This window comes from Brevibacillus sp. IT-7CA2, assembly GCF_949767855.1.
Classification (GTDB): Bacteria; Bacillota; Bacilli; order Brevibacillales; family Brevibacillaceae; genus Brevibacillus.
Map to the genome: position 1 here is coordinate 190,704 of NZ_CATKQT010000033.1, position 23,746 is coordinate 214,449.

Sequence of the window (23,746 nt, forward strand, 5' to 3'; positions counted from 1 at the left end):
ATTCCTAACAGAATTTTGCACACAAGGAGGATCGCATAAGAGATGATCGATTTTTCTATCTTGTTTGATCACATGGATATGTATCTCGAAGGCTTTTGGAACACCTTGCAGGCGAGCCTGCTTGCTCTCGTCGGGAGCTTTGCGTTAGGGACGCTCTTTGCGATCTTTCGGATTTCTCCGATTGGACCACTCAAGTGGATCGCTACTGCTTACATCGAGTTTGTGCGTAATATCCCGTTGATTCTCGTCGTTTTCCTCTTTTTTGTGGGCTTGCCGGCAATTGGTATCGTACTGGAGCCTTTTATTGCAGGTACGCTAGGCTTGACAGTGTATACCGCAGCATTTATCGCGGAGACGATCCGCGCAGGCATTCTGGCGATTCCAAAAGGACAGACAGAAGCCGCTCGTTCCTCGGGATTGACGTACGGACAAACGATGCGCTATATCATTTTGCCGCAAGCGATCAAGGTCGTGATCCCGCCAATGGGCAACCAGTTTATCAATCTTGTAAAAAACTCCTCGGTATTAGGCGTGATTGCAGGTCTGGACCTGATGTATTTTGGAGATCTGATTTCCGCTGATACATTTGTTACCTTTGATGTGTACATCTTTGTAGCTGTTTTCTATCTGATTCTGACCCTTCCGTTGAGCGCGTTCGTCAGTTATTTGGAGCGACGCTTGGCTGGAAGCCGCTAAGAAGGAGGGGACATCATGGACTTTACCGGAGCTTATGCGCCCAGTCATTTGACCTTCCTGCTCGAAGGCTTTTGGGTCACCTTGCAGGTCGCTTTCTTGTCAATTGTCTTCAGCTTTACTATTGCGATTATCGTAGGGGTTTTGCGTTACGCAAAAATTCCCGGAGTCTCACACGTTCTCGGGACAATCGTAGAGCTGATTCGCAATTTGCCGCTCTTGTTGATTATTTTCTTTACGTATTTTGCTCTCCCGGAAGTGGGAATCAAGCTGGACAAGTTTTGGGCCGCTGTTCTGGCATTGGTTATTTTCGAAGCAGCGATGTTGTCAGAAATCGTACGAAGCGGTTTAAATTCGGTCGAAAAAGGACAGATTGAAGCTGCACGTTCTTCTGGTCTGAATTATGTCCAGACCTTGTGGCATGTTGTTCTTCCACAGGCTCTCAGAAGAATGGTTCCTCCGATTGTGAGCCAATTCATTTCGCTCTTGAAGGATACGTCGCTGGCCGTCGTAATCGCATTGCCAGAGCTGATGAACCATGCGCAAATTATCAACGGACGCAATGTCAACTACGTCATCCCGACCTTCCTGATGGTGGCAGTGATGTACTTTGTCGTCAACTACGCGTTGTCAGTCGTCTCCAAACGACTGGAAAACAAGCACGCTTAAGCGTTTTATCTTTGCAGATCTCCGATTCTTAGTAAAATAAGAATAGGAGATCTTTTTCCGTACGAAAGGAGCAGCTATGCGAGAACGCCTTTTGATCCTGTTTATTATCATGCTGGCAACTGCTTTTTTTGGTGAGATGAAGGTAAACCCCGTAGGAGGGTCTTTTCGTTTTTCCTTGGGCATCGCTGCTTTCTTTTTCGGGTTGTTGTGGTTTTCGTCCGTACCTGTATTGTTGACGGGATTTTTTACAGGGACGTTTATCTTCGGATTTCGCGTCGGAATGGATGTCTTTTTTGCGTACCGTCCGTACATGGAGAGTGTGGCTGCGCATCTTCCCTCCGCCTTTTATTATTTCAGCTTTACCGTCCTGTTTTATTTGCTCCGTGCACGTAGCTATCGCGAATTTCCTCTATGGTTGGGGCTGATAGGTGCATCCATTGATTTTATCTCCAATGTGGTAGAGATCCAAGTACGGCAGTATTTCACTGATTTTCCGCCGATCACCTGGCAAAGCTTTTTGATGCTTCTCTTTTTTGGGGTCCTGCGCAGCTTTTTTGCTGTCGGCTTGTACAACAGCTTTTCGATCAGGCAGTTGCGGGCAGTGGGTGAGGTGCGTCAACAAGAGTTGGAGCGTCTGCGGATGATCAATACGGAGCTGTATGAAGAAGCCTTTTACTTGCGCAAATCGATGACGCATCTGGAGGAAATCACGCGAGAGAGCTACCAGCTCTACAGGCGTCTGCTCACCTCGGGTCATGCGGAATCCCCGACGGCCTTGTCGATTGCCGAGAATGTACATGAGGTGAAAAAAGATTCGCAGCGGATGCTGGCGGGCATTTCCAAGCTGATTAATCAGGAGGGACTAGCACCACAGCTGCCGATCAAAGAGCTGTGTGAGTTGGTTGCACGCGCGAATCAGAAATACGCAGAGATGTTGGGAAAAGATATACGAATAGAGTGGAGCTGTAACATCAACCTGTCGACCAGCCAAATCTATGCGCTGCTCTCCGTGCTAAACAACCTGGTAGCCAATGCGGTAGAGGCGATTCCCACGTCGGGACGGATTGAGCTGAATGTGAAACTGATTCATCGTCATCTGGTGTTCAGTGTACTTGACAGTGGTCCGGGAATCCCGCTAGAAGAGCAGGAATGGGTGTTTCAGCCCGGGTATACGACCAAATACGATGAACAGGGAAATGCATCTACCGGAATTGGACTGACGCATGCCCGCGGAATTGTCCAAAGCCTGCAAGGAAGCTTGCGTATTTTACCTGATCAGAAGCAAATGACACACTTAGAACTACAAATTCCGACCGACCAATTGCTCGGAAAGGAGGGAGTGTAAGCAATGATACGTTTCTTTTTAATTGAAGACGATGCTGTAGTGCGCCGCATGCTCGAACGGATTATTCAAGACAGCGGGTTGGGCGAAATTGTAGGGCAAGCCAGCGACGGCAGTCACGTATCGATTGATCAACTGTATGGGGTCGATGTTATTTTGATCGACTTGTTAATGCCGGGACTCGATGGCATCCAAACGATCAAAAAGTTGCAGGCAGAAGGCTTCGCGGGTCGCTTCATCATGGTGTCACAGGTGGAAAACAAGGAAATGATCGGGGAGGCTTATTTGCAGGGGATTGATACCTTTATTCAAAAACCGATCAACCGCCTGGAAGTCATGGCTGTGCTGAAGCGGGTATCGGATTACTTGTCGCTGGAAGCATCTCTGCAAACCATCCGCAAATCATTGCAAATCTTGGATGTCAAAGCAAAAGAACCGCATACCAGCGGCTTGAAAAGTCAGTCGTCCGATCAGGATATTCTGGCACAAAAAGCGAGAAAACTGCTTTTGCAGCTAGGGATCGCGAGTGAAGCCGGGGCTCCCGATCTGCTATTGATCATGGAATGGCTCGTACAGGATGAGAGACAGGGAGACAAGCTGCACGAATTGCAGCTCAAGGAACTGTATACACAAATTCTACTGAAGGTGCATGCCAGCCTGGATGAGCATGGAATTACCAAAGAGGTGCGTGCCATGGAACAACGAATTCGCCGGATGGTCCTGCAAGCCTTTACGCATCTTTCCTCATTGGGGTTGACCGACTATGCCAACCCTACCTTTGAACACTTTGCACCACGACTGTTTGACTTTCAAGAAATTCGCCAACGGATGCAAGAGCTGGAGGCGGGCGAAAAAACGACGAAGTGCCGGATTAGCGTGAAAAAGTTTTTATCTGTCTTTTATATGGAAGCAAAGTCGCTATAAATAGCAAAAACGCGGGAGCCGATCAAAACGATCTAGTCTCCCGCGTTTTTTTATTCAGGCCTTTGCCTGATGAACAAGCTCGGAGAAGGCACCGTATAAACCAATTGCCCCATACTGCTGCTGGTACTCCTGTATCGACCCATCACGCACGATTTTCCCGTTCATCAAGAAAATCGCTCGATCCGCTACCGCATCTGCCACCTGCAACTGGTGTGTTGTAAAGAGAACGGATTGACCCGCGAGCTTTACTTCCCGCACGAGATCGACAAAGGCATCCATCCAATACGGATCGAGTCCGTTGGTCGGTTCATCGAGGACGACGAGTGCAGGTTTTGCCAATATCGCTTGGGCAAACAAGAGTCGCTGCTGCATACCTTTGGAGAACTGAGACACCCGTTTGTTTCTCACTTCATGCAGTCCCACCATTTTCAGCAGTCGATCCGCCTCTTCTGCGGTGCGATTGCGCAGGGAAGCGTAAAATTCGAGCGTTTCTTTCGCAGTAAGTCCGGCAGAAAACGTAAAGTGATCCGGCATATAACCGATTTCTTGAAGATACTCTACGCGATTATCGTTCCAGTTTAACCCGTTTAGCTGAATGGTTCCCGAAGAAGGAGGGAGTATACCGACCAGCATCCGCAGGATCGTACTTTTCCCTGCACCGTTACCGCCGCATAAGGCGACGACCTGACCGGGTGCAATGTTCATACTGAATGGGTGGACGATTGTTTTGCCATTGATTTCCTTGTTGACCTGATCGATGGTAAGTCCTAACATATTCATCGCATTACCTTCTTTCCCATACCCGGATGGCTATGAACAAGGTCGCACTGATCCAGAGCAGACTGAGTGCGACAAAGATGAGATCACCAAGCGGAGAATCAGCCCAGTACACCCATTTGTAGTATTCAGGTCCAAAGATCGAGCCACCGCCTAATCTGGCAACGGAAAAGATTCGTACAAACTCCGCTGGGTTGAGAAAGGTTGCGAGCTGAAGCAGAGGCTTGATCCATGTATAAGGGACGAAGCTGAGCACAGAGATGAGCAAAGTAGGCCATGCCAGAATATAGAAGAACCAGACGCTGACTCCCATTGTCAAAGCCTGCCAACGGTTTTTACTGATGGCGCCAATCAGCATGGCTAGACCTAAAAATAACAGAATGAGACAGATGGAAAAGGCAAGCAAAAACAAGAGAGTCGAAAATGCAAAGCTTTTTCCTAACAGAATGCCAGCTACACCAGACAACCCATACCCGAAGGCGACAATCGCAACTAATACGAGTGCTTGTCCCAAGTATTTCCCCAACAAGAAGGAGGAGGTTGTCATGGCGTAGGTAGAGAGGAGCTGCCAGCTTCCCTCTTCTTTTTCCGCCGTCAAGGAAAAAGAGGAGAGAAGCATCGTCATCAGTGGCAGCAAGTACAAAATCAGATTCAGCATGGTACCTGTCGTATACGTATAACCCTTCATGTAGGACTGCGATTGGATGATCAAGAGTCCCAAACTAAACAGGGAGAACAGAGCCATGAACGAGTAGGACCATGGATTGCGGAAGCCTACCTTCACTTCTCGTTTGGCAATCAGATTGATGTGCAAAGACTCCACTCCCTCTGTTAGTTATGTGTGGTTGGGGTAGTACTGTTGCTTCCGTGGTCGGCTGGTTTGCTTTCGTGACCGCTATTATGTTGCCCTTCGGAAGACTGACCGTCTTTGTTCATGTGCTTGCTCATGCCATTTTCCCAGCTATGATTTTTCAACTCTTCCGCACTCATGACAATGCCTTTCTTTTGTTCCTGAACGAAGCTGTCTGCAGCAGACTTCTCTTTGAAAGAATAGATGCCATATGTCATTGGTGTTTTGAAGTCTTTGTCGTAAGCGTAGGTTGCTTGCTCTGCTTTTGTCCATTCTGCTGTGTAGTAATCGCGGACAAATTGTACAGCCACGTTATCGGTTCCATTCTCTTTCGTCCAGTTATTCATGCAGCCGAGATCATCGAACTTCAGTGCTTTTCCATCTTTTAAGACGATTTCAGTAGCATTGTGATCGTTAGGGACATGCATTTTGCAAAGGTCGCATTTGTCTACGCCTTCTGCGATATCTACAGGTTTCGGTTCTTCGCTTCCGCAGCCGACCATAAGCAGGCTAATGCCGATAATTGCTCCGATTGATGTGCACCATTTTGTCATTTTGTTCATGATTTTCTCACTCCTATATAAATGATCGAACTACTTCCTATTAACAAGATAAGTCCAAGAATGCCTGCACCCCAACCGCTCGTTTTCCCAGATTCCATTAGCACGGTGTCCGAGGGTTGCATTAAAGGAGATGCGTCCTTGATTGCTGAGCCTGCCCCACTTGTAAACAAGCCTTCCAGAAACACGAATCCCGGGGCTTGGAAAAACAGCTGGTAGGCAGGAACCGCGTCGGTCAAACCCAGGTAAAAAGGATTCATCTCGTACGGCAAATCACTGCGGGAATCCCCGTTCACATCGAGTCCTTGCAGATTGTCCCAGTAGTTTTTGTTTAAGTTGTTGTTCTGACTATCCTGGGCTTGCGCTTGGATGACGTTGGAGACAAATTGATTATCGGTTAATACGTTGTCAGAAGAGGACAAAAACTGCATGCCGATAAAGTTGAGACTGAGTAAATTGTTTTTGACCGTAATGCCGGATGATTGCTCTAAATACAGTCCAACGCGGTTCCCCTCAATCGTGTTGTTTGCAACCAGCGTATCCTGTACGGTAATGAGAAGAATTCCTTGTGAACCAGGATTTTTTTGCTGTTTCAAAAATTGATTCCCGGTAACCGTCAATTTGCGCGACTCCATAAGCTGGGAGCCTGTCACATTTTCCATTCCAATGTTGTTGATGACCGTCGTATCAGAGGTGCCCATGAAGTGATAGCCGTACCGCGAATTCGTCACCAGATTTTGTTCCAGATGGTTTCGATCGCTATTTTCGACGTAAAAGCCATCTTCGACATTCGTCACCTGATTTTTAATGAACCGGTTATGATCCGATTCACGCACGTCAATTCCGTTTCCTCGTTTCGCTTTTTCTGTTTGCTTTGGCTTTACTTCAGGCTGTGCTCCGTGATTATGTCCAGAACTGGTCGTTGGGCTGCCATCACCTTTGATTTTTCCGATGACTTGAACGTTGTGCAGCGTGTTGTAGTCTGCTTGCCGTAATTGAATACCAATCCCTTTCGTTTCAACGATGACATTCTCCAGGAAGTTTTGATCGCCACGGATGACAAGAGCGGCTACGTCACTGTTGATTCGCTTGTCCACGATATGGATTCCTTGCACGCTCACATTGTCGCTTTCAATCGTGAGCGTTGCCTCTTCCTCGGTCGGATTGATGATCTTCACTGGATCATTGGCTACCAATTGAATCGGCTTGGTAATGCGGATAGGACCTTTGTACAAACCATACGGAATGGTAACGGTATCGTTAGGGCGTGCTTGATCAATCATCGCCTGCAAGGAGTCAGAATCTGCAGGCGTCGCCTTGGCTGTGATAGGCAACTGTAGAGCAACGATACAAATGACGGAGACGAAAAGTAGCGGGAGAGATAATTTTCGATTGTTCCATCGTAATAACAGGGTGCATCCTCCCCTATTCCACTAGAGAGCTCTCTGGTTTATTGCCGGATAATCGGCTGCTAGCTACATTTAGGATAACAGCCTCTTTTCATTTTCGTATGACTCAACCGGGCTATAAAACGTGTCAAAAAACGCAACGATTTTAAAAAAAATGGAAGGGTGCGAGAGGCATACACCTGAGGTGGCATTGTGCAATCAAAGCGGTCATACTAAATGGGAGAGAAGGAAGAGACGAAAAGGAGAGACAATAAATGGATACAAACATAGAGAAAGCACTGCGCACGACGCTGGAATATTGGGATCGGATGAAAAAGAGCCACGAGGACGACGCGGAGGACGATGCGAATCAGTTTGAGGCTTCGTTTTACCGCATGATGGAGCAAATCCGCGAGTGGTACGTTCAACTGGAGACGAAGCCTGATACGCTAGAGGATGCGCTGCTTCTTCCGGACATGGCAGAGGTTGCAGAACAGCTGCCTGTAGAGATCATGTTGAATTTTGAAACGGAGCTGGAATTGATCGTAGATGGGCAAATACGGGAGGATGATGAGAAATACGATTAAAAACAGAGAACTTGTTGCATCCTATCCTTGACATGATTTACTAGAATATTGTGTTTGGGGAGGGTAAGCACAAGTGGTACCTACTCTGTTATGCGTCATTATCTTCATCCTTCTTCTTCCACCCATTGTATTTTTTAGTTATATGTACGCCCTGTCTAAACAGCCGAAGCACTCCATTATTCGTTCCCATCCTTTTTTGGGGTGGATGCGTTATTTGCTGGAAAAGCTCGGGCCTGAGTTTCGCCAGTATTGGTTTGAATCGGATACAGAAGGGAAACCGTTCTCCCGTTCTGACTTTGTCGGTATGGTTTATGCGGCCAAATACAGGACCGACCTGATTTCGTTTGGTGGAAAACGCGATTACGAGAAGCCCGGCTTCTATTTGTCCAACGCGATGTTCCCGAGGCTGACGAGTGAGCTGCGGGTAGATAACGAGAAAGTCGTCCCTGGCAAAAAGTATGAGATTACCCATGAGGGACTGTTTACAAGAAGAGAAAAGTTTATCGAGGAACAAGAGGTTAAGCCGTGGATGCTGCATGACGAGGATGTCATTATCGTGGGCGAAAACAGAAGGCAGCCCTGGCGGATAAAAGGGATGTTCGGTGCTTCAGCTACCTCCTTTGGAGCAGTGGGAGAAAACTATATCATGTCCACTGGGTATGGGGCACGTATGGCAGGCGGCTCTTGGATCAATACAGGAGAGGGTGGCGTTGCAGAAGTTCACCTCTCAACAGGCGTAGATATTATTTCGCAAATCGGGCCGGGGATGTTTGGTTTCCGTGATGACAAGGGCAAGTTTTCGCTCGAAGAATTCAAGAAAAAGGCAAGCATCCCGAACATCAAAGCGTTCGAACTGAAATTTCATCAAGGCGCAAAAATACGCGGAGGTCATCTCGAGGGCTCCAAGGTCACGGAAAAAGTCGCGGCAGCCAGGCTGGTACCTGTGGGACAAACGGTCAATTCACCGAACCGCTTCGAATTCCTCACCAATCCGGATGAAGCCTTGCGTTTCATCGGTAGTTTGCAGGAGGCGGGAGGTAAGCCGGTGGGAGTGAAAATCGTCGTCGGCGATCCAAAGCGGTTGGAGCATTTTTTTGAGAAAATGCTGGAGCTGTCCATTTACCCGGATTTCATCACGGTAGATGGCTCTGAGGGCGGTTCAGGCGCAATGTTCAAGGCAATGGCAGATGGCATGGGCTTGCCGCTTTTCGCCGCGCTCATCATTCTCGATGATACGATGAGGAAATTCGGCGTACGGGACCGCATCAGGATTTTTGCTTCCGGCAAGCTCGTTACCCCTGATAAAGTAGCGATCGCCATGGCATTGGGAGCGGATTGCGTCAACTCCGCGCGCGGCTTCATGATTGCAACTGGCTGCATCATGGCGATGCAATGCCATACGGGTAAATGTCCCACAGGGGTCACTACGACGGATTCCAAATACCAGGAGGCGTTGGTTCCGGCAGAAAAGCAGTGGCGTGTGATGAACTATATTTTGCAGTTGAGGGAAGGCTTGTTCTCGCTGGCGGCAGCATGTGGCTTGGAGAGTCCGATCGAGCTTCGGAGAGAGCATGTTGTGTTTACCAACGAAAGCGGGGAGACCATGCGTGTGGTTGACTTGTTTCCGTACCCGGTCGTGTCCAGATGAGCATTTACAAAAAAGATAAATAATGGTATGGTGAATAAATCAGGCTATAGTACACCTTCCTTCTAACCCAATCCGATATTAGGGGTACTGCTTTCCTGATTTTTTTATGCCTATTAAAAAATGAAAAAGGCCGTGTGATCCTGTGCAAGCGATCATGCGGCCTTTGTTTATGTCTATCGATTAGGATATCGTGTTTTGTCCAGGCTTCCAGTCCATTGGGCACAATCCGCCTGATTGCAGAGCTTCGATCACACGGAGCGTTTCATCTACGCTTCTGCCCACCTTGGAGTTGGAGATGACTGCGTATTGCAGGATGCCTTCGGGATCGATGATGAAGCTGCCGCGCAGCGGAGCTTTGGTTGCTTCGTCCAGCACACCGTAGGCAAGGGTCGCTTCTTTGCTGTAATCGGAAGCGAGCGGGAACGAGAGTGGACCGATGCCTTCACTCGATCTCATCCATGCTTTGTGTGTATGTATGCTGTCGCCGCTAATGCCAAGCACCTCGACATTCAAATCCGCGAACTCCTTGATCCGGCGGTTGAGGCTGAGGATTTCGGTCGGGCATACTTTCGAAAAGTCAAACGGGTAAAAGAATAAAAGAAGCCATTTTCCACGATAGTCTACCAAGCTCTTTGGCAGGGGAAATCCGTTGTCAAACGTCACGGTGTCCATCGTAAAATCAGGTGCAGGAAGTCCAATACGTGCTGTCATAGATCGATCTCCTCGTTTCTGATACCGTATGTCAGGTACTGGTAACAAAGTATCACGAATGATATGGAGAATCAATTAGTTCGGAATATCAGAAGTGTTGTGGAGCTTTTTTACATCGTTTTTTTGTAGAAGGAAGAAAGCGATTGGAAAGAAGGCGACCAAGAAACAACAGGCGGCGAGAATCGGAAATACGGACATTTCCAAAACAGCATGACCGAGATAGGTTTGCCATCCGATTGCAGCTAAACCAAGCAAGTAGGCGATACCTGTGAGATGGATGAATCCAGTACGAGCAGTGGACACGTGCTTCTTACGTTTCGCTAACCAAGCGACAAAAGGTACTGCTTGCAAAGCATGAAAGCCAATACCATGGAGCCAAATGATATTCCCGTGCTGCCCGACCACTCGACCAGCATTGAATGAAATCCAGAGGCCTGCCGCAAACGATAGCATAATCGCAATCATTGCATAGCGGATGCCAACTGCCAGCTCTGGGTGTAGTGAATAAGCTTTTCTGCGGAAAAACTGAATGGCAATGAATACATAAAAGAGGACCAAGAGAAGAGCCACAAAAGTAAAAATGGAACCGACAGCGACGTCGAAGGGTGTGCCATTTTTGACGAACCTCGGGTCCACGCCGCGGAAGTTTTGTACGGTTTCCGCTCCATAAGAATAGAAAGCAAGCGAGATATAAGACCAGCGAAAGAAAGCTCTACTTCGCGTGCCTAGGGCAGATAACGGCATAATTGCGGCTGTCGACAATAAAAATATTCCAAGTGCGGCGTTAAAGGAAAACGCTTTCGAGACATCGCCATTAGGAGCGACGGGTCCTCCGTTCAGCATGACCCAGATTGCGCATATGGCAGCGAGTAAGAAGCCGAGCAAGCCGGTATACACTAACCATTTCTCCCCTTGAAAGAAAGGGGGTGCTGTATGACTTTTCATAACAGATTGATTCATGAATCGAGTTCTCCCTCCTGTAAAGTTTTGGTACTCTGCTACTCACTTTACAGGGATGAAGAATACGGAATAACGGGCAGCGGAATGAAATCGAATTAGGTCCGGGGACGGATTTATGTCTCGTTCCTGGAGGGAAGCTTTACCATCAGGAAAAATTGAAGTAAGATGGTTAAAAATTACAAAAAGGAATAAAAAATCAGGCTATCGTACACCTTCCTTCTGAGCTAAAGGTTTGGTTCACCATTAGGGGTACTGCTTTCCTGACTTTTTTCGTGATGCCAATGAAAAATCAAATCTACCTTCGTCGGAAAAATAAAATCATCGTACATCAGGGGCAGCATGAACTGCCTACCTCTTATTTAGCTGCGGCTTTGCGCAATATTGAGAGCTTGGGCTATACCTTTTCACTGGATTTACTAGAAAGAATCCGGACGCTGTCGGAAGGAGAGTTTTTCGCGCTCTATTCGGACGTGGTAGCTGTGCTCAAGGTAAAGATCGGAGCATCCCGCCAGTACAAGCCGATGTATCCGAATTTTCCTAAGCAAGTCATGGAGGCTAGCGAGGGTGAGCTGTTTGTAAATGCGATCATTCATTATTTGACGTTGGACCTTCCTGTGCACGAAGTGAAAAAACGTTTGCCTTTGCTAAGAGAATCTCGACTGAAACTGATTCATTTGGGCACAGACGAAGAGCTGCTACAGGTAGGAATGAACTTGCTGCGCTCCAATAGCTCGCTTTCTGCAACTGACAGGGAAGACTTGGAGGGCTTGATTCAGACCTATGAAGGCATCGCAGAAGCTCTGCCAGCAGAGATTCCTCAAAAGGAAAACGTGGCGATCGCTGCTAGCCTGCTGCTCAAGTATGACAAGCTTCCTACTACTTTTTTTGCCCACTATTGCAAGACCGCGACAGATGTATTACGTCTGGCTGTGGCGCTGTCTGACGGGGATGTGAGCTTGGCAGAGCCTGCAAAATTTCGCAAGTTCAAACGCGGGGAGAGGAGGCTGCTCCTCCGCCTGCTGGAAGCCGGCTCGAATATCGTAGAAGACATGAATCGTTACAAAAACAGATGGATTCGTCTCGGGGAAATCTTGCATCCGTTTGAATATAAGGATCGCTATCCGAAAGCGGCAGAAGCATTCGATATTGTGCGCAACAATCACAAGATCGAGACGTTCAATAGCCAAGTAGAGCAGGCGCTGGTCCGTGCGGATGTGAATACGGCGATCAAGCTGCTTGAACAGCGTCCAGGGGAATTTGCCCGTCGTCTGGATCATTTATTGCGTTTGACGGAGCAGGGGAGTCCAGTCCTTTCTGCCTTCGAGAAAATTGCGGATGGTGTATCGACTCCAGTTCTTTTGCAAGTCATGAATCACTTCAACAAACGGGATAGCTACGGGGAATGGCGGACCTTTTTTCCGAAAGGGCAAGTGGCGAAAGTACAGGCAATCGAAAACCGAGTGCCAGGGCTGCAAGAGGACATCAGACAGAAGGCAGCGGATATTTGCCGGACATCCTTGTTGAACCGTTTTGGCCAATTGCCGTCGCTGGGTAACGTCTATATCGACCCGCGGCTGCAGGAGCATCTCGTTCCGTTTTCGATGCGATCCGCCAGCAAAGCACTACGCACGATTGCACGTGGCTCCCGGCTATCGATCCCGGATGGAGGAACGATTCGCTTTTTCCTGTGGTGGAGGGAAGGGATCGTTAACGATGTCCCTACAGGCAGAGTCGATATCGATTTGTCTGCCGTGCTCTATAATGAAGACTGGAAATACATGGAGCATATTTCCTATACCAATCTGCGTTCCGACAAGTATCAAGCGTGCCATAGCGGGGATATTGTGGAGGCTCCCAAAGGCGCGTGCGAATTCATCGACATCGACATGGATTCTGTCATCCGCTATGGCGGTCGATATGTCGTCATGAACCTGTATTCGTTTACGAGTCAGCCATATTGCGATTTGCCTGAATGCTTCGCTGGCTGGATGATTCGTTCGGCGCCACAGACAGGGGAAATTTTCGAGCCGCAGACGGTACAGGACAAGATTGACCTCGCCGCAAACACGCGGATTTGTATCCCGGTCATTCTGGATCTCGTGGAAAGAAAAGTGATTTGGACGGATATCGCCTTGAATTCCGATCCGCGGTTTGCCAACAATGTGGAGTCCAATGCCGGAGGGGTGGAGCTGATGGGAAGAGCGATCACCTCGTTGGTGAAGCCTACCCTGCATGAGTTGTTCATGCTTCATGCACAGGCGAGAGGGACGCTGACTGATCAAGCTGAGGAGGCAGATACGGTATTTTCCTTAGAGGAAGGAATTACGCCGTTTGATACGGAGATCATCATGGCAGATTTTATGCAGTGATTGTTTCATAAAGGAATAAGCAAGACCGTCAGGCAGAATGCACTGACGGTCTTTTTCATGGACGTTATTTCTTACATCGACAAAACCCCGCCATAGATCGGCTCCTGCTGCGTTTTTTGTCCCCAGGTGCGCGTCCCATACTCGAAATGCCACCATTCTTTCGGATAGTTGACGAATCCGGCGGCGGTCATCAAATGATAGAGCAGTCGGCGATTGTCTCGAATCTCGATGTCTTTTTGTGTAGGCTGTACGAGTTCTTCATAATGGCGAGTTGCAGCCCTTACACTGAAATCATCGAAGGCTGTCCCCATCTCCAACCAGCCATCAGGTCCTGCGATAGTCAGATCGACTGCGCCACCGGATAGGTGAGGGGACGGCTTGGAGAGGTCTGTTGTTGGATAAGCGACGAATTTGCTCAATTCATCGGTGAGCGCGGGTCCTTCCTGCCAGCCTTGTGAAAGCAAGGCTTCACGGAAACGTTCATACAAGGATGCCTGTACCTCGAACGAGCGCCAGCCGTCCAACACGACGAGCTTGTAGCCAACAGGCAGTTGCGCGACTGCTGTGGCGAGCTTGCGTGCTGCCCCTTCTCGCAAAAAGGCTTCTGGCTGTGTTCCGGCATAGCCCTCGTGGTAGTAGGCTGGATAGACTGTGATTTGTTCACAAAGGGAAGAGAGTGGGATCATCGGTTCGCCACATTCATTGATCGGCAGTGGGCTGGGGAGGACCATGTCTGGTATTTTTGGAATCGGAGGAAATAGCATGACTGCACACCACTTTCGATTGTTTTGCCAATAGGGTAACGAAAAACGTCAAGTAAGTAAATGATAATTATCTCGAATTTTCTGCCAATTGACACCTGCGACGAATCGGCAGCTTTTGCTTGAATCCTCGGTAGCTTTTGCTATTATTAAAGCAAGTGCTTGTCAACGAAACGAATGACATTTACATATGGAAGAGAAACAGGTCCTTGTTTTTGCGAAACCGATTCGCAGGAGCAAGGTTAAAAGGGAAGTTTGGTGAAAAGCCAACGCGGTCCCGCCACTGTAAGAGAGTAGCTGTTCTTCAAGGCACCATGCCATCCACTGCCCATCCGGGAGCGGGAAGGAGAAGAAGAGCGATGATCCTCGAGCCAGGAGACCTGCCTGTTTTTATGTTTACACTGATTTCCTTCGGGTCAAAGGAAGAGGTGAGGATTGTTGCTTTCAGCTATCCGCGCTTTGTTTTTCCTTACGTACTGGGGGAAACAGAGCGCTTTTTTTGTTGGCTTCGGAAAGTATTTGGAGGAAACAGCGGAGTTAAATACGTCACTTTTTGAGGTGGTCACGATGGAGAAAAACGATAAGAAGAGGGGCTTGACCCTCGTTTACACAGGAGACGGCAAAGGAAAAACGACGGCAGCAGTCGGATTGGCTGTGCGGGCGACAGGGCGCGGAAAAAAGGTGCTGATGGTTCAATTCATCAAGTCGCCGGAGCGTACTTACGGAGAAAAGATTGTTTTCGATAAATTGGGCATTGAAATTGTGCAAAAGGGCGTTGGCTTCACATGGACGAAGACACCGGAGGAGCATCGTCAGGCATTGAAAGAAGCTTGGGCGTTTGCGAGCGAAAAGCTCTCTTCCGGAGCGTACGATGTCGTCATTCTGGATGAGCTGAATAATGCATTGGCGATTGACCGCTTCCCGATTGACGATGTGTTGCCATTGTCCGATGTCTTGGAAGCGATTCAAAACAGGCCAAATCATATCCACCTCGTGATTACGGGACGGGCAGCAAAGCAGGAGATTTTGGACATCGCAGATTTGGTGACAGAGATGAAGCCAATCAAGCATTACTACGATGAAGGGATTCCAGCTGTGCTGGGGGTAGAGTTTTGACAAGCGCAGGTGTAATAGAAACGTACGGTCATGGTGGAGACTTGCTGAGCGCAGCGCAGCGTTTTGGTCGAGAGCCAGGGCAGTTTCTGGATTACAGTGCCAATATTAATCCGCTGGGGATGCCAGCAAGCGTTCGTGAGATGCTGCTGGCTTCGTTAGCTGCTGTAGCGCATTACCCAGACCCTGGACATCGTGTGTTTCGTCATGCACTGGCAAAACGGCTGCAAGTGCCGGAGGAATGGTTGCTGCCTGCCAATGGTGCAGCAGAGGCAATGGCATTGGCCATTCTCGGTCTTTCGCCGCAAACGGTTGGTGTGGTATATCCTTGCTTTTCGGAATACGCGCAACTTTCCGAGCAGTATGGTGCCCATGTCATTGGCTGCTTCGGGAAGGAGGCGAACGGGTACAAGCCCGATCCTGTAGAGCTGCACACTCTTTTTACGCAGTCTGATCTCGTATTTGTCGGGTCGCCAAACAATCCGACCGGAATCCTGTATCAACCGGATGAGCTGCGTCAAATGGCGGAATGGACGAAAGAGACCAATACGTGGCTCATCGTGGATGAGGCTTTTCTCGATTTTGTGGAGGAAGAGCGGCAGTATACATTGGCAACGCAACTGGAGCGCTTTCCCCGTGTGATTTTGATGCGTTCGATGACGAAAATGTACGCGATCCCGGGATTGCGCCTGGGTTATGCGATTGCGCATCCAGATGTCATTGCGAAGATGCGCCAGAAGCAAGTGAGCTGGAGCGTGAATGCACTAGCCCTTTTAGCTGGAGAACTGTGCTTGCAGGAGCAGGCATACGAGGAACAGACGCGCAGGCTCATAAAAGCAGAACGTGCGTATTTGACTGATTGCATCCGTAGTGAGTTGGGCTGGCAGGTATGGCCGGGGGAGGCAAACTTTTTGTTGCTGCGATCGCCAGAAGGATTGCCAGCTGAACAATTGCAGGCACGGCTCGGCAAAAAAGGCGTTCTGATCCGCAACTGTGCGATGTATCCCGGTTTGACGGCACATGATGTGAGAATCGCAGTGCGTGGACGAGAGGAAAATGAACGACTTCTGGCAGCGCTTCGCGAGGTCCATGCGGAAGGAAGTGAACAGCGATGAGCTTGGTGCTGGTAACAGGCGGTGTCCGTTCAGGAAAAAGCCGCTACGCGGAAGAGCTTGCGATGACGTTGAGCAGTCGAGTCCTGTACGTGGCGACAGGCAAGGCCTGGGATGATGAAATGAAGCAGAGAATCGAGCTGCATCAGGCACGTCGTCCGTTGGAATGGGGCTGTGTGGAGGTAGGAGAGCGCTTAACCGATTACCAAGCATTTAGTGAGCAGTATGATGTGGTGTTGATCGATTGTCTGTCCACCTGGGTGAGTAATCGGTTGATGAGCGTGGATGAGTCGGAATGGAGAAGTCCTTCACACACGCAAGCCCTGTTGCAGGAGGCAGAGGCATGGCTGTTCCTCGTTCAGAATTCCCCGCAAAGAGTCATTGCTGTTACAAGCGAGGTCGGATTGGGCGGTGTAGCCTTGAGTCGTTTGGGCAGATGGTTCGCGGATGTGCTGGGCGATGTCAATCAGAGAAGTGCGCGACAAGCGGACGCCGTCTACGCGGTTTTGTCAGGGATACCGTGGAGGATCAAAGGATGAATGCATTTTTACACGCGATCTCGTTTTTTACGCGTATTCCGGTTCCGTGGCTTCGTCCTTCAGAGGATGCGTGGAGAAAAAGCGTCAACTGGTATCCCGCAGTTGGTTTGATCATCGGTTTACTGCTATGGGGTGTACATCAGGCAGGCCTGCTGTTGTTTAGTCCTTGGATCGCGGCTATTTTGACGTTGGTCGCATGGGTCTACGTGACTGGTGGTCTTCATATGGATGGGTGGATGGACCTCGCGGACGGTCTTGGCAGCAGCAGACCGAGAGAGCAAATACTGGCGATTATGAAGGACAGCCGCGTAGGTGCGATGGGCGTTCTTGCTGCGATTATGCTGTTGCTGATCAAGGCGGGTGCAGTCGTAGAGCTAGCACATCCGGGATGGGGCAGCTTTTTGATCGTAGCACCAGTGGCAGCGAGGACACATGTGCTTTTGTCGATCAAGCTCTGGCCCTATCTTTCGGCAGACAAAGGGATTGGAAAAGGCATCAGTGCTGGGCTTTCCGTTTCCTCTATCATCGTGAGCTACATCATCGTGTTTGCCGCAGGTTGGTATCTTGGGGGCTTGCAGGTCATCACAGCCACTTTCCTGTCGCTATTGTTCGCTCTACTGTTTTCACGCTCGGTTGCAAAAAAGCTAGGCGGTTTAAATGGAGACTGCTACGGGGCTGTTATCGAAAGCAGTGAAGCGGTCGTTCTGCTGGTGTTAGTCGGGAGCTGGTGGTTATGAAGCTAGTTTGGATACGCCACGGGGAGACAGACAGCAATCGTGAGCATCGATATTTGGGGCATAGCGATATTCCTTTGAATGAACGCGGTTATCTGCACGCGAGTGAGTTGGCCAAGGAATTACCAGTGCTCATTGGGGGACCTGCTGCGATTTACTCGAGCGACCTGCTCAGATGCATGCAGACTGCCGAACCACTCGCAGCTGCTTTGGGGCTAACGGTAATTCCGGAGCCAGCATTGAGAGAGCTGTCTTTTGGTGAGTGGGAGCTGATGACCTACGACGAGCTGATGGTGTCGGACTCTGTGCGAGCTACGAGGTGGTACGACGATCCTTTTCGAAATCGACCTCCACAAGGGGAGAGCTTGGAAGAGCTGGGGATGCGCGTGGATCGTTGGCTACGGTCCTTGTTGGAGAGAGCGGACAAGGAGGAGGCATCCGATCCAGTCGTCATCGTCACACATGGCGGCGTGATTCGCTGGTTCCAGGCCGCGTGGCTCGAAAACAATCCTGACCGATATTGGCAGGTCGATGGCGTTAAGCATGGGGAGGCTCTGGTAGCGGAATGCTTGGATGCGCAAGGGCAGAGTTGGATGCGACAACCCCTGAAGAGTAAGAGAGGGACAACATGACAGAAGTATGGATATTATGCGCGGCCTACTTGATTGATCGGGTGGTAGGAGACCCCAGGAGCCTGCCACATCCAGTGATCATCATGGGCTGGTGGATTACACGATTGGAACGGGTCATACGTTTTCTCGTCAAAAAGGAGTCGCATTTGAGGCTAGCAGGAGTCCTGTTCCCGCTCGTGATCGTTGGCGGCAGCTACGCTGTTGTTTGGCTGCTCCTGTGGGGAGCGACGTTCATCCATCCAGTGCTTGCCTGGATCTTGGGTGCCTGGTTGATTTCCACGACGATTGCAACAAAAGGCTTGGCCGATGCCGGGATGGAGATTGCCCGTCATCTCGTGGCTGGGGATATGGAAGCGGCGAGACGCTCCTTGTCCATGGTAGTCGGACGCGATACAGAGCGGCTAGATGAACCGGAAGTATGTCGGGGAGCAGTGGAAACCGTGGCGGAAAACATCGTCGATGCGATCGTCTCCCCGCTGATTTACGCAGCGATTGGGGGAGCGCCGTTGGCAATGGCGTACCGTGCCGCCAACACCCTCGACTCCATGGTTGGCTATAAAAACGAGCAGTATATGAATCTCGGCTGGGCATCTGCCCGCTTTGACGATGTACTGAACTACATACCCGCCCGTTTGACAGCTTTGTTGCTCGTTGCCGCAAGCTGGCTGCAGCGATTGGATGGGAAGCAGTGCTGGGCAATGATCAGAAGAGATGCGCATTTGCATCCGAGTCCAAACAGCGGTTTGCCGGAAGCCGGAGTCGCTGGCGCATTAGGCGTGCAGCTCGGGGGACTGAATTATTACCAAGGTGTGGCATCGAATCGAGCAAAAATGGGAGATGCGAAGCGACCATTGCAGGCAAGTGATATTGTCACGACGATTCGTTTGATGTATCTCGTTTCGCTCTTAAGTCTGCTCGTTAGCGTGATGATATCGATTTTATTATAAACAGGAAGCGAAAAGGGGAGGGGCCTTATGAGCGGCAAGTTGTTTGTGATCGGATTTGGTCCAGGAAGTTTTGAGCATATCACCAAGAGGGCGCGGGAAGCTCTGCAGGAGTCCGATGTCATTATCGGCTATTCCACCTATGTAGATTTAATCCGCGGACTTTTGACGAATCAGCAAATCGTCAGCACAGGGATGACAGAAGAAGTGACGCGTGCACGGGAAGCCGTGCGTCAGGCGGAAGAGGAAGGCAAAAAGGTAGCGGTCATTTCCAGTGGAGACTCAGGAGTTTACGGGATGGCAGGTCTCGTATACGAGGTGTTGGTGGAAAAAGGCTGGACAGAAGCAACTGGCGTACCAATCGAAATTGTACCAGGCATCTCGGCGATCAATTCCTGTGGGGCAATCCTCGGTGCGCCTATCATGCACGACGCATGCACGATCAGTCTGAGCGATCACTTGACGCCGTGGGAACTGATTGCCAAACGGATTGACGCAGCAGGGATGGCTGACTTTGTTATTGCGTTGTACAATCCGCGCAGCGGACGACGTACCCGCCAGATTGTCGAAGCCCAACGCATTCTTTTGCAGTACCGCTCACCAGATACGCCAGTCGGTATCGTGAAAAGTGCTTATCGCGAACGCGAAACGGTTGTCGTGACGACCCTGGCACAAATGCTAGAGCATGATATCGGTATGTTGACCACGGTGATTATCGGAAATACATCGACATTTGTATACGACGGCAAAATGATTACGCCGCGCGGCTACCAGCGCAAATACACACTGTCTGCCGATGAGCAGCCACTGAAGCTACATCAGCGTCTGCGTGTAGAAAATGAGCCTTGGTCGCTCGAGGCCTCCGAGGAGAGCAGCCTAGCTTCAGCTCCGGTAGCACCAGCAACACCGAAGGAAGAAAGACCAATCGCCGTTACCGAGGACAGAGTAACTGCTACAGAACCAGCAAATCGTGCAGCAACGAGCACGGCAGTACTGGAAGCGCCACCTGTAACAGAGGCAGAGGCACCAAAAGCTCCTTTCACATGGGCCATGGAGGCGTTGACTGCTATCAATGCGGCGAAAGGCATTGAAACCAAGCCCGCTTCCGGGCAGGTCCATCGTCCGGTATCTTCCTTTACGCCAGAGATGATTTTCGAATGCGCGGTAAGTCCGGGGGTCGCCAATAAAAAAATCACGCCGCTGCAAATGATGACGATTGCCGAAGTGGCCGGCGAAAAAGGCGAGATCGAATACACCCCACACCACCAAATGATTTTGCGCATACCGACTGCCAACCCTGAGAGCATCACTAGCCGCTTGCGAGAGCTTGGATTGATTCTCAGCCCGATCGGAGACGTTTTGCAGGTAAAAGCGTGTGATTTCTGCGACGGCGAGAAAAAAGACAGCATTCCTTATGCCGACGAGCTGCACCAAAAGCTGGGTGGAAAAGAAATGCCGAAGGAACTGAAGATCGGCTTCAACGGCTGCGGGATGGCGTGCTATGGCGCGGTTCAAGAGGATATCGGGATCGTATTCCGCAAAGGAAAGTTCGATTTATTCCTGGGAGCAAAAACGGTGGGACGCAATGCACACTCTGGTATTCCGGTAGCAGAAGGCATCGAAAAAGAAGAGATTGTTCCACTCGTGGAGCGAATCGTGAACCGATTCAAAAAAGACGCGTTTCCGAACGAGCGGTTCCACAAGTTTTTCCAACGTGTAGGTGAGCTGGAGGGCTACGCATGGTACGAGCCAGCAAAAGCTGAAATCGAGAACGCTGCATGCGGAGATTAATGCAAGAACACCGAATAAAAACGAGGGGGACATAAAATGGACGCAGTATTATTTGTAGGTCATGGAAGCAAGGACCCGGAAGGCAATGAAGAGATTCGCCAGTTTGTAGCGACGCTTACACCGGACTTGGATGTACCGATTATCGAGACGTGTTTTCTGGAGTTTGCCCGTCCTGACATGCTGCAAGGATTGAATACATGCGTGGCTAAGGGAGCGACCCGTGTAGCGGTGATTCCAATCATCCTGTTCTCTGCCGGACATGCAAAAATTCATATTCCAGCTGCCATCGATGAGGCGAAAGAGCTGCACCCACACGTTCAGTTCATCTACGGACGCCCGATCGGCATTCACGACGAAGTCATCAATATTTTGACCGCACGTATGGAAGAGGCAGGCTTTGCCCCTGGGGAAGACCACGATGACCTGGCTGTACTCGTAATCGGACGCGGCAGCAGCGATGCAGATGCCAATAGCGATATTTACAAAATGTCCCGACTGTTCTGGGAGCGATACAAAGCCAAGTGGGTAGAGACTGCCTTCATGGGCGTGACGTATCCACTGTACGATGAGGGTGTTGAGCGTTGTCTGAAGCTGGGTGCGAAGCGCATCGTTCTCTTACCGTACTTCCTGTTCACGGGTGTGTTGATCAAACGGATGAGCGACCAGCTGGAGAAGTTCCGCGAGCAATATCCAGAAGCCCAGTTCGAAATGGCCGAGTATTTTGGCTTCCATCCGTTGTTGAAAGAAGTGCTCAAGGATCGTGTGGAGGAAGCGTTGCACGGTGAAGTGAAGCTGAACTGTGATACCTGTCAGTACAGGCTGGCAGCTATGGAGCACATCGACCATCACCATCACCACCACGATGACGAGCATGGACATCATCACCACCATGGTCACCATCATCATCACGACCATGACCATGATCACGATCATGACCACGACCACAAGCATGATCACAAGCACGACCACAAGCATGATCACAAGCACGACCACAAGCATGATCACAAGCACGACCACAAGCATGATCACAAGCACGACCACAAGCATGATCACAAGCACGACCACGTTACCAAGTAGGAGGAAGACAGCATGATTCTGGTACTGGCTGGAACGAGCGACGCGCGCGAGTTGGCTTTGCAAATCAAGGACAAGGGCTACGAGCTGTTGACGACGGTCGTCACTGACAATGCTGCGAAAAGTATGGAGGAGGCGGGCGTGCCTGTCCAGGTCGGACGCCTGACCGCCGAAGATATTCAGCAGCTGATCCAAGAGAGAGCCGTGAAATGCGTGGTCGACGCGAGTCATCCCTTCGCAGAGGAAGCCTCCAAAAACGCCATAGCAGGAGCACAGGGCGCGGGAGTCCCCTATATTCGCTACGAGCGGGAAAGCCTCTCCTCACCGGGCAGCGAGAAGCTGATTGTGGTAGAAGACTACGTCCAGGCGGCTGAGCTGGCGGCTGAAAAGCGCGGCGTCATCATGCTGACGACAGGAAGCAAGACGCTGAAAACGTTCACGGATCGGCTGTTGGGCCTGCCGGACACGACGCTGGTAGCACGCATGCTGCCGCGTCTTGACAATATGCAGAAATGCGAAGAGCTCGGTGTCGAGCAAAAAAACATCGTCGCGATGCAAGGTCCTTTTTCCAAGGAGCTGAACAAAGCGCTCTACGACCATTATGGTGTCACGCTGATGATTACCAAGGAGAGCGGCAAGGTAGGCGCTTTTGACGAAAAGGTGGAAGCGGCACTGGAAATGGGCATCGAAACAATCGTCATCGGTCGTCCGAAGATCGATTATGGAAAGAAGTTTTCCGACTTTAACAGTGTTTTAGAACAACTCAAAGAGGTTGTTCAATAAGTCGTCTTTTGATCACGAAGTGGTTCGTGAAGCATATTCGACATCGAATATGGCGTTCACCGTCAAAGTCCGGTGCTGAAAATCCGACTTTTTGAACGCGCATTTAAATTGTGACTGGAGGAAACTAATCATGGATTTCAAAACGGAATTTAAACCAATGACTGTACAACCACAAGAGATTGAGGAATTGAGCTTTCAAATCATTACAGATGAGCTGGGCGAGCATTCTTTTACAGAAGAACAATATCCGGTAGTACAACGCGTCATCCACGCATCCGCAGACTTTGACCTCGGACGCAGCCTTGTTTTCCACCCGGATGCAGTAAAATCAGGCATCGAAGCGATCCGCAGCGGCAAAATCGTCGTAGCAGATGTACAGATGGTGCAAGTCGGTATCAGCAAAAACCGCATTGAGAAATTCGGCGGAGAAGTGAAGGTGTACATCTCCGACCGCGATGTAATGGAAGAGGCGAAGCGTCTGAACACGACCCGTGCGATCATTTCCATGCGCAAAGCGATCAAGGAAGCGGATGGCGGTATCTTTTGCATCGGAAACGCACCTACGGCACTCCTGGAGCTGATCCGTATGGTGAAGGAAGGTGAAGCAAAGCCAGGTCTGGTGATCGGGATGCCAGTTGGCTTCGTATCTGCGGCAGAATCCAAGGAAGAGCTGGCAAAGCTCGATATCCCATTCATAACGAATATGGGACGTAAAGGCGGAAGCCCAGTAACCGTAGCAGCATTGAATGCCATTTCGATCATGGCGGAACGGTTGGGCTAAGCAG

At 50.0% G+C, this 23,746-nt stretch carries 25 protein-coding genes and 1 riboswitch; of the genes, 18 read left to right on the top strand and 7 right to left on the bottom strand.

Annotated elements, in window-relative coordinates; translation table 11 throughout:
- Positions 1-42: 42 nt before the first annotated feature.
- The 4 genes from ACM6JA_RS17555 (at position 43) to ACM6JA_RS17570 (ending at position 3,628) form a co-directional block, all read left to right on the top strand.
- Positions 43-696: an amino acid ABC transporter permease gene (locus ACM6JA_RS17555; protein ID WP_007715946.1), complete on the top strand. Its 654-nt coding sequence runs from the start codon at positions 43-45 to the stop codon at positions 694-696.
- A 15-nt stretch (positions 697-711) separates the two neighbouring features.
- Entirely contained in the window at positions 712-1,362 is a 651-nt protein-coding gene (locus ACM6JA_RS17560) for an amino acid ABC transporter permease (protein ID WP_414853351.1), read from the top strand.
- 76 nt (positions 1,363-1,438) lie between these two features.
- Positions 1,439-2,707: a sensor histidine kinase gene (locus tag ACM6JA_RS17565; RefSeq protein ID WP_414853352.1), complete on the top strand. Its 1,269-nt coding sequence runs from the start codon at positions 1,439-1,441 to the stop codon at positions 2,705-2,707.
- A 3-nt stretch (positions 2,708-2,710) separates the two neighbouring features.
- Positions 2,711-3,628, top strand: a complete 918-nt coding sequence (locus ACM6JA_RS17570) for a response regulator (protein ID WP_414853353.1) — start codon at positions 2,711-2,713, stop codon at positions 3,626-3,628.
- A 54-nt stretch (positions 3,629-3,682) separates the two neighbouring features.
- On the opposite strand, the gene ACM6JA_RS17575 is transcribed toward ACM6JA_RS17570, so the two are convergent.
- The 4 genes from ACM6JA_RS17575 to ACM6JA_RS17590 are packed head-to-tail and all read right to left on the bottom strand — an operon-like array spanning position 3,683 to position 7,107.
- Entirely contained in the window at positions 3,683-4,408 is a 726-nt protein-coding gene (locus ACM6JA_RS17575) for an ABC transporter ATP-binding protein (protein WP_414853354.1), read from the bottom strand.
- A gap of 4 nt (positions 4,409-4,412) precedes the next feature.
- A complete protein-coding gene (locus ACM6JA_RS17580; protein WP_414853355.1) occupies positions 4,413-5,219 on the bottom strand; it encodes an ABC transporter permease in 807 nt (268 codons plus the stop codon).
- Positions 5,220-5,236: 17 nt separating this feature from the next.
- The gene (locus tag ACM6JA_RS17585; RefSeq protein WP_414853356.1) at positions 5,237-5,818 is read right to left on the bottom strand and encodes a nitrous oxide reductase accessory protein NosL; all 582 of its coding nucleotides are present in this window, start codon (positions 5,816-5,818) and stop codon (positions 5,237-5,239) included.
- Entirely contained in the window at positions 5,815-7,107 is a 1,293-nt protein-coding gene (locus ACM6JA_RS17590) for a nitrous oxide reductase family maturation protein NosD (protein WP_414853357.1), read from the bottom strand. Before ACM6JA_RS17590 ends, ACM6JA_RS17585 begins: the two co-directional genes overlap by 4 nt.
- A gap of 371 nt (positions 7,108-7,478) precedes the next feature.
- On the opposite strand from ACM6JA_RS17590, the gene ACM6JA_RS17595 reads away from it, so the two are divergent.
- Positions 7,479-7,790 (top strand): hypothetical protein, encoded by a 312-nt coding sequence (locus tag ACM6JA_RS17595; protein ID WP_414853358.1) that lies wholly within the window; start codon positions 7,479-7,481, stop codon positions 7,788-7,790.
- A gap of 73 nt (positions 7,791-7,863) precedes the next feature.
- Positions 7,864-9,438, top strand: coding sequence for an FMN-binding glutamate synthase family protein (locus tag ACM6JA_RS17600; RefSeq protein WP_414853359.1), 1,575 nt, complete (start codon positions 7,864-7,866; stop codon positions 9,436-9,438).
- 180 nt (positions 9,439-9,618) lie between these two features.
- Here the strand turns inward: ACM6JA_RS17600 and ACM6JA_RS17605 are convergent, their stop codons facing one another.
- Both ACM6JA_RS17605 and ACM6JA_RS17610 read right to left on the bottom strand, forming a co-directional pair.
- Positions 9,619-10,149, bottom strand: a complete 531-nt coding sequence (locus ACM6JA_RS17605; protein WP_047070494.1) for a peroxiredoxin — start codon at positions 10,147-10,149, stop codon at positions 9,619-9,621.
- Between the two features lie 75 nt (positions 10,150-10,224).
- The gene (locus tag ACM6JA_RS17610) at positions 10,225-11,109 is read right to left on the bottom strand and encodes a hypothetical protein (protein ID WP_414853360.1); all 885 of its coding nucleotides are present in this window, start codon (positions 11,107-11,109) and stop codon (positions 10,225-10,227) included.
- 281 nt (positions 11,110-11,390) lie between these two features.
- Between ACM6JA_RS17610 and ACM6JA_RS17615 the strand changes: the two genes are divergently transcribed.
- Positions 11,391-13,478: a TerD family protein gene (locus ACM6JA_RS17615; protein ID WP_414853361.1), complete on the top strand. Its 2,088-nt coding sequence runs from the start codon at positions 11,391-11,393 to the stop codon at positions 13,476-13,478.
- Positions 13,479-13,549: 71 nt separating this feature from the next.
- On the opposite strand, the gene ACM6JA_RS17620 is transcribed toward ACM6JA_RS17615, so the two are convergent.
- Complete coding sequence (locus ACM6JA_RS17620) at positions 13,550-14,242, bottom strand: M15 family metallopeptidase (RefSeq protein ID WP_414853362.1); 693 nt, start codon at positions 14,240-14,242, stop codon at positions 13,550-13,552.
- Positions 14,243-14,425: 183 nt separating this feature from the next.
- A riboswitch (cobalamin riboswitch) is annotated at positions 14,426-14,642 on the top strand.
- Between ACM6JA_RS17620 and ACM6JA_RS17625 the strand changes: the two genes are divergently transcribed.
- The 11 genes from ACM6JA_RS17625 to ACM6JA_RS17675 all read left to right on the top strand — a co-directional run bounded on the left by ACM6JA_RS17625 (position 14,599) and on the right by ACM6JA_RS17675 (position 23,742).
- A complete protein-coding gene (locus ACM6JA_RS17625) occupies positions 14,599-14,796 on the top strand; it encodes a hypothetical protein (RefSeq protein WP_414853363.1) in 198 nt (65 codons plus the stop codon). (Overlaps the previous riboswitch by 44 nt.)
- Positions 14,797-14,806: 10 nt before the next feature.
- Positions 14,807-15,355, top strand: coding sequence for a cob(I)yrinic acid a,c-diamide adenosyltransferase (cobO, locus tag ACM6JA_RS17630; protein ID WP_414853364.1), 549 nt, complete (start codon positions 14,807-14,809; stop codon positions 15,353-15,355).
- Positions 15,352-16,467: a threonine-phosphate decarboxylase CobD gene (gene cobD / locus ACM6JA_RS17635; protein WP_414853365.1), complete on the top strand. Its 1,116-nt coding sequence runs from the start codon at positions 15,352-15,354 to the stop codon at positions 16,465-16,467. Before cobO ends, cobD begins: the two co-directional genes overlap by 4 nt.
- Positions 16,464-17,003 carry a bifunctional adenosylcobinamide kinase/adenosylcobinamide-phosphate guanylyltransferase gene (cobU, locus tag ACM6JA_RS17640; protein WP_414853366.1) on the top strand — a complete coding sequence of 180 codons (540 nt, stop codon included), beginning with the start codon at positions 16,464-16,466 and terminating at the stop codon, positions 17,001-17,003. Before cobD ends, cobU begins: the two co-directional genes overlap by 4 nt.
- Positions 17,000-17,740 (top strand): adenosylcobinamide-GDP ribazoletransferase, encoded by a 741-nt coding sequence (gene cobS / locus ACM6JA_RS17645; RefSeq protein ID WP_414853367.1) that lies wholly within the window; start codon positions 17,000-17,002, stop codon positions 17,738-17,740. The genes cobU and cobS overlap by 4 nt, the downstream gene beginning before the upstream one ends.
- Positions 17,737-18,369 carry a histidine phosphatase family protein gene (locus tag ACM6JA_RS17650; RefSeq protein ID WP_414853368.1) on the top strand — a complete coding sequence of 211 codons (633 nt, stop codon included), beginning with the start codon at positions 17,737-17,739 and terminating at the stop codon, positions 18,367-18,369. Before cobS ends, ACM6JA_RS17650 begins: the two co-directional genes overlap by 4 nt.
- On the top strand, positions 18,366-19,316 hold the full coding sequence (gene cbiB, locus ACM6JA_RS17655) for an adenosylcobinamide-phosphate synthase CbiB (protein ID WP_414853369.1): 951 nt from the start codon (positions 18,366-18,368) through the stop codon (positions 19,314-19,316). The genes ACM6JA_RS17650 and cbiB overlap by 4 nt, the downstream gene beginning before the upstream one ends.
- A 27-nt stretch (positions 19,317-19,343) precedes the next feature.
- Positions 19,344-21,104 (top strand): precorrin-3B C(17)-methyltransferase, encoded by a 1,761-nt coding sequence (cobJ, locus tag ACM6JA_RS17660; RefSeq protein ID WP_414853370.1) that lies wholly within the window; start codon positions 19,344-19,346, stop codon positions 21,102-21,104.
- Between the two features lie 36 nt (positions 21,105-21,140).
- Entirely contained in the window at positions 21,141-22,181 is a 1,041-nt protein-coding gene (locus tag ACM6JA_RS17665; RefSeq protein ID WP_414853371.1) for a sirohydrochlorin chelatase, read from the top strand.
- A 12-nt stretch (positions 22,182-22,193) separates the two neighbouring features.
- Entirely contained in the window at positions 22,194-22,961 is a 768-nt protein-coding gene (gene cobK / locus ACM6JA_RS17670; RefSeq protein ID WP_414853372.1) for a precorrin-6A reductase, read from the top strand.
- A gap of 130 nt (positions 22,962-23,091) precedes the next feature.
- A complete protein-coding gene (locus ACM6JA_RS17675; RefSeq protein ID WP_007715906.1) occupies positions 23,092-23,742 on the top strand; it encodes a precorrin-8X methylmutase in 651 nt (216 codons plus the stop codon).
- The last annotated feature ends 4 nt before the right edge of the window (positions 23,743-23,746 follow it).

What these genes read in the sequence shown, in the direction of transcription:
- ACM6JA_RS17575 (WP_414853354.1), bottom strand. Translation starts at nt 4,408, where the DNA reads ATGAATATGTTAGGACTTACCATCGATCAGGTCAACAAGGAAATCAAT.
- ACM6JA_RS17610 (WP_414853360.1), bottom strand. Translation starts at nt 11,109, where the DNA reads ATGAATCAATCTGTTATGAAAAGTCATACAGCACCCCCTTTCTTTCAA.
- cobU (WP_414853366.1), top strand. Translation starts at nt 16,464, where the DNA reads ATGAGCTTGGTGCTGGTAACAGGCGGTGTCCGTTCAGGAAAAAGCCGC.
- ACM6JA_RS17560 (WP_414853351.1), top strand. Translation starts at nt 712, where the DNA reads ATGGACTTTACCGGAGCTTATGCGCCCAGTCATTTGACCTTCCTGCTC.
- ACM6JA_RS17555 (WP_007715946.1), top strand. Translation starts at nt 43, where the DNA reads ATGATCGATTTTTCTATCTTGTTTGATCACATGGATATGTATCTCGAA.
- ACM6JA_RS17665 (WP_414853371.1), top strand. Translation starts at nt 21,141, where the DNA reads ATGGACGCAGTATTATTTGTAGGTCATGGAAGCAAGGACCCGGAAGGC.
- cobS (WP_414853367.1), top strand. Translation starts at nt 17,000, where the DNA reads ATGAATGCATTTTTACACGCGATCTCGTTTTTTACGCGTATTCCGGTT.
- ACM6JA_RS17625 (WP_414853363.1), top strand. Translation starts at nt 14,599, where the DNA reads ATGATCCTCGAGCCAGGAGACCTGCCTGTTTTTATGTTTACACTGATT.
- cobO (WP_414853364.1), top strand. Translation starts at nt 14,807, where the DNA reads ATGGAGAAAAACGATAAGAAGAGGGGCTTGACCCTCGTTTACACAGGA.
- ACM6JA_RS17620 (WP_414853362.1), bottom strand. Translation starts at nt 14,242, where the DNA reads ATGCTATTTCCTCCGATTCCAAAAATACCAGACATGGTCCTCCCCAGC.
- ACM6JA_RS17650 (WP_414853368.1), top strand. Translation starts at nt 17,737, where the DNA reads ATGAAGCTAGTTTGGATACGCCACGGGGAGACAGACAGCAATCGTGAG.
- ACM6JA_RS17585 (WP_414853356.1), bottom strand. Translation starts at nt 5,818, where the DNA reads ATGAACAAAATGACAAAATGGTGCACATCAATCGGAGCAATTATCGGC.
- cbiB (WP_414853369.1), top strand. Translation starts at nt 18,366, where the DNA reads ATGACAGAAGTATGGATATTATGCGCGGCCTACTTGATTGATCGGGTG.
- ACM6JA_RS17615 (WP_414853361.1), top strand. Translation starts at nt 11,391, where the DNA reads ATGAAAAATCAAATCTACCTTCGTCGGAAAAATAAAATCATCGTACAT.
- cobJ (WP_414853370.1), top strand. Translation starts at nt 19,344, where the DNA reads ATGAGCGGCAAGTTGTTTGTGATCGGATTTGGTCCAGGAAGTTTTGAG.
- cobK (WP_414853372.1), top strand. Translation starts at nt 22,194, where the DNA reads ATGATTCTGGTACTGGCTGGAACGAGCGACGCGCGCGAGTTGGCTTTG.
- ACM6JA_RS17595 (WP_414853358.1), top strand. Translation starts at nt 7,479, where the DNA reads ATGGATACAAACATAGAGAAAGCACTGCGCACGACGCTGGAATATTGG.
- ACM6JA_RS17605 (WP_047070494.1), bottom strand. Translation starts at nt 10,149, where the DNA reads ATGACAGCACGTATTGGACTTCCTGCACCTGATTTTACGATGGACACC.
- ACM6JA_RS17565 (WP_414853352.1), top strand. Translation starts at nt 1,439, where the DNA reads ATGCGAGAACGCCTTTTGATCCTGTTTATTATCATGCTGGCAACTGCT.
- ACM6JA_RS17675 (WP_007715906.1), top strand. Translation starts at nt 23,092, where the DNA reads ATGGATTTCAAAACGGAATTTAAACCAATGACTGTACAACCACAAGAG.
- ACM6JA_RS17570 (WP_414853353.1), top strand. Translation starts at nt 2,711, where the DNA reads ATGATACGTTTCTTTTTAATTGAAGACGATGCTGTAGTGCGCCGCATG.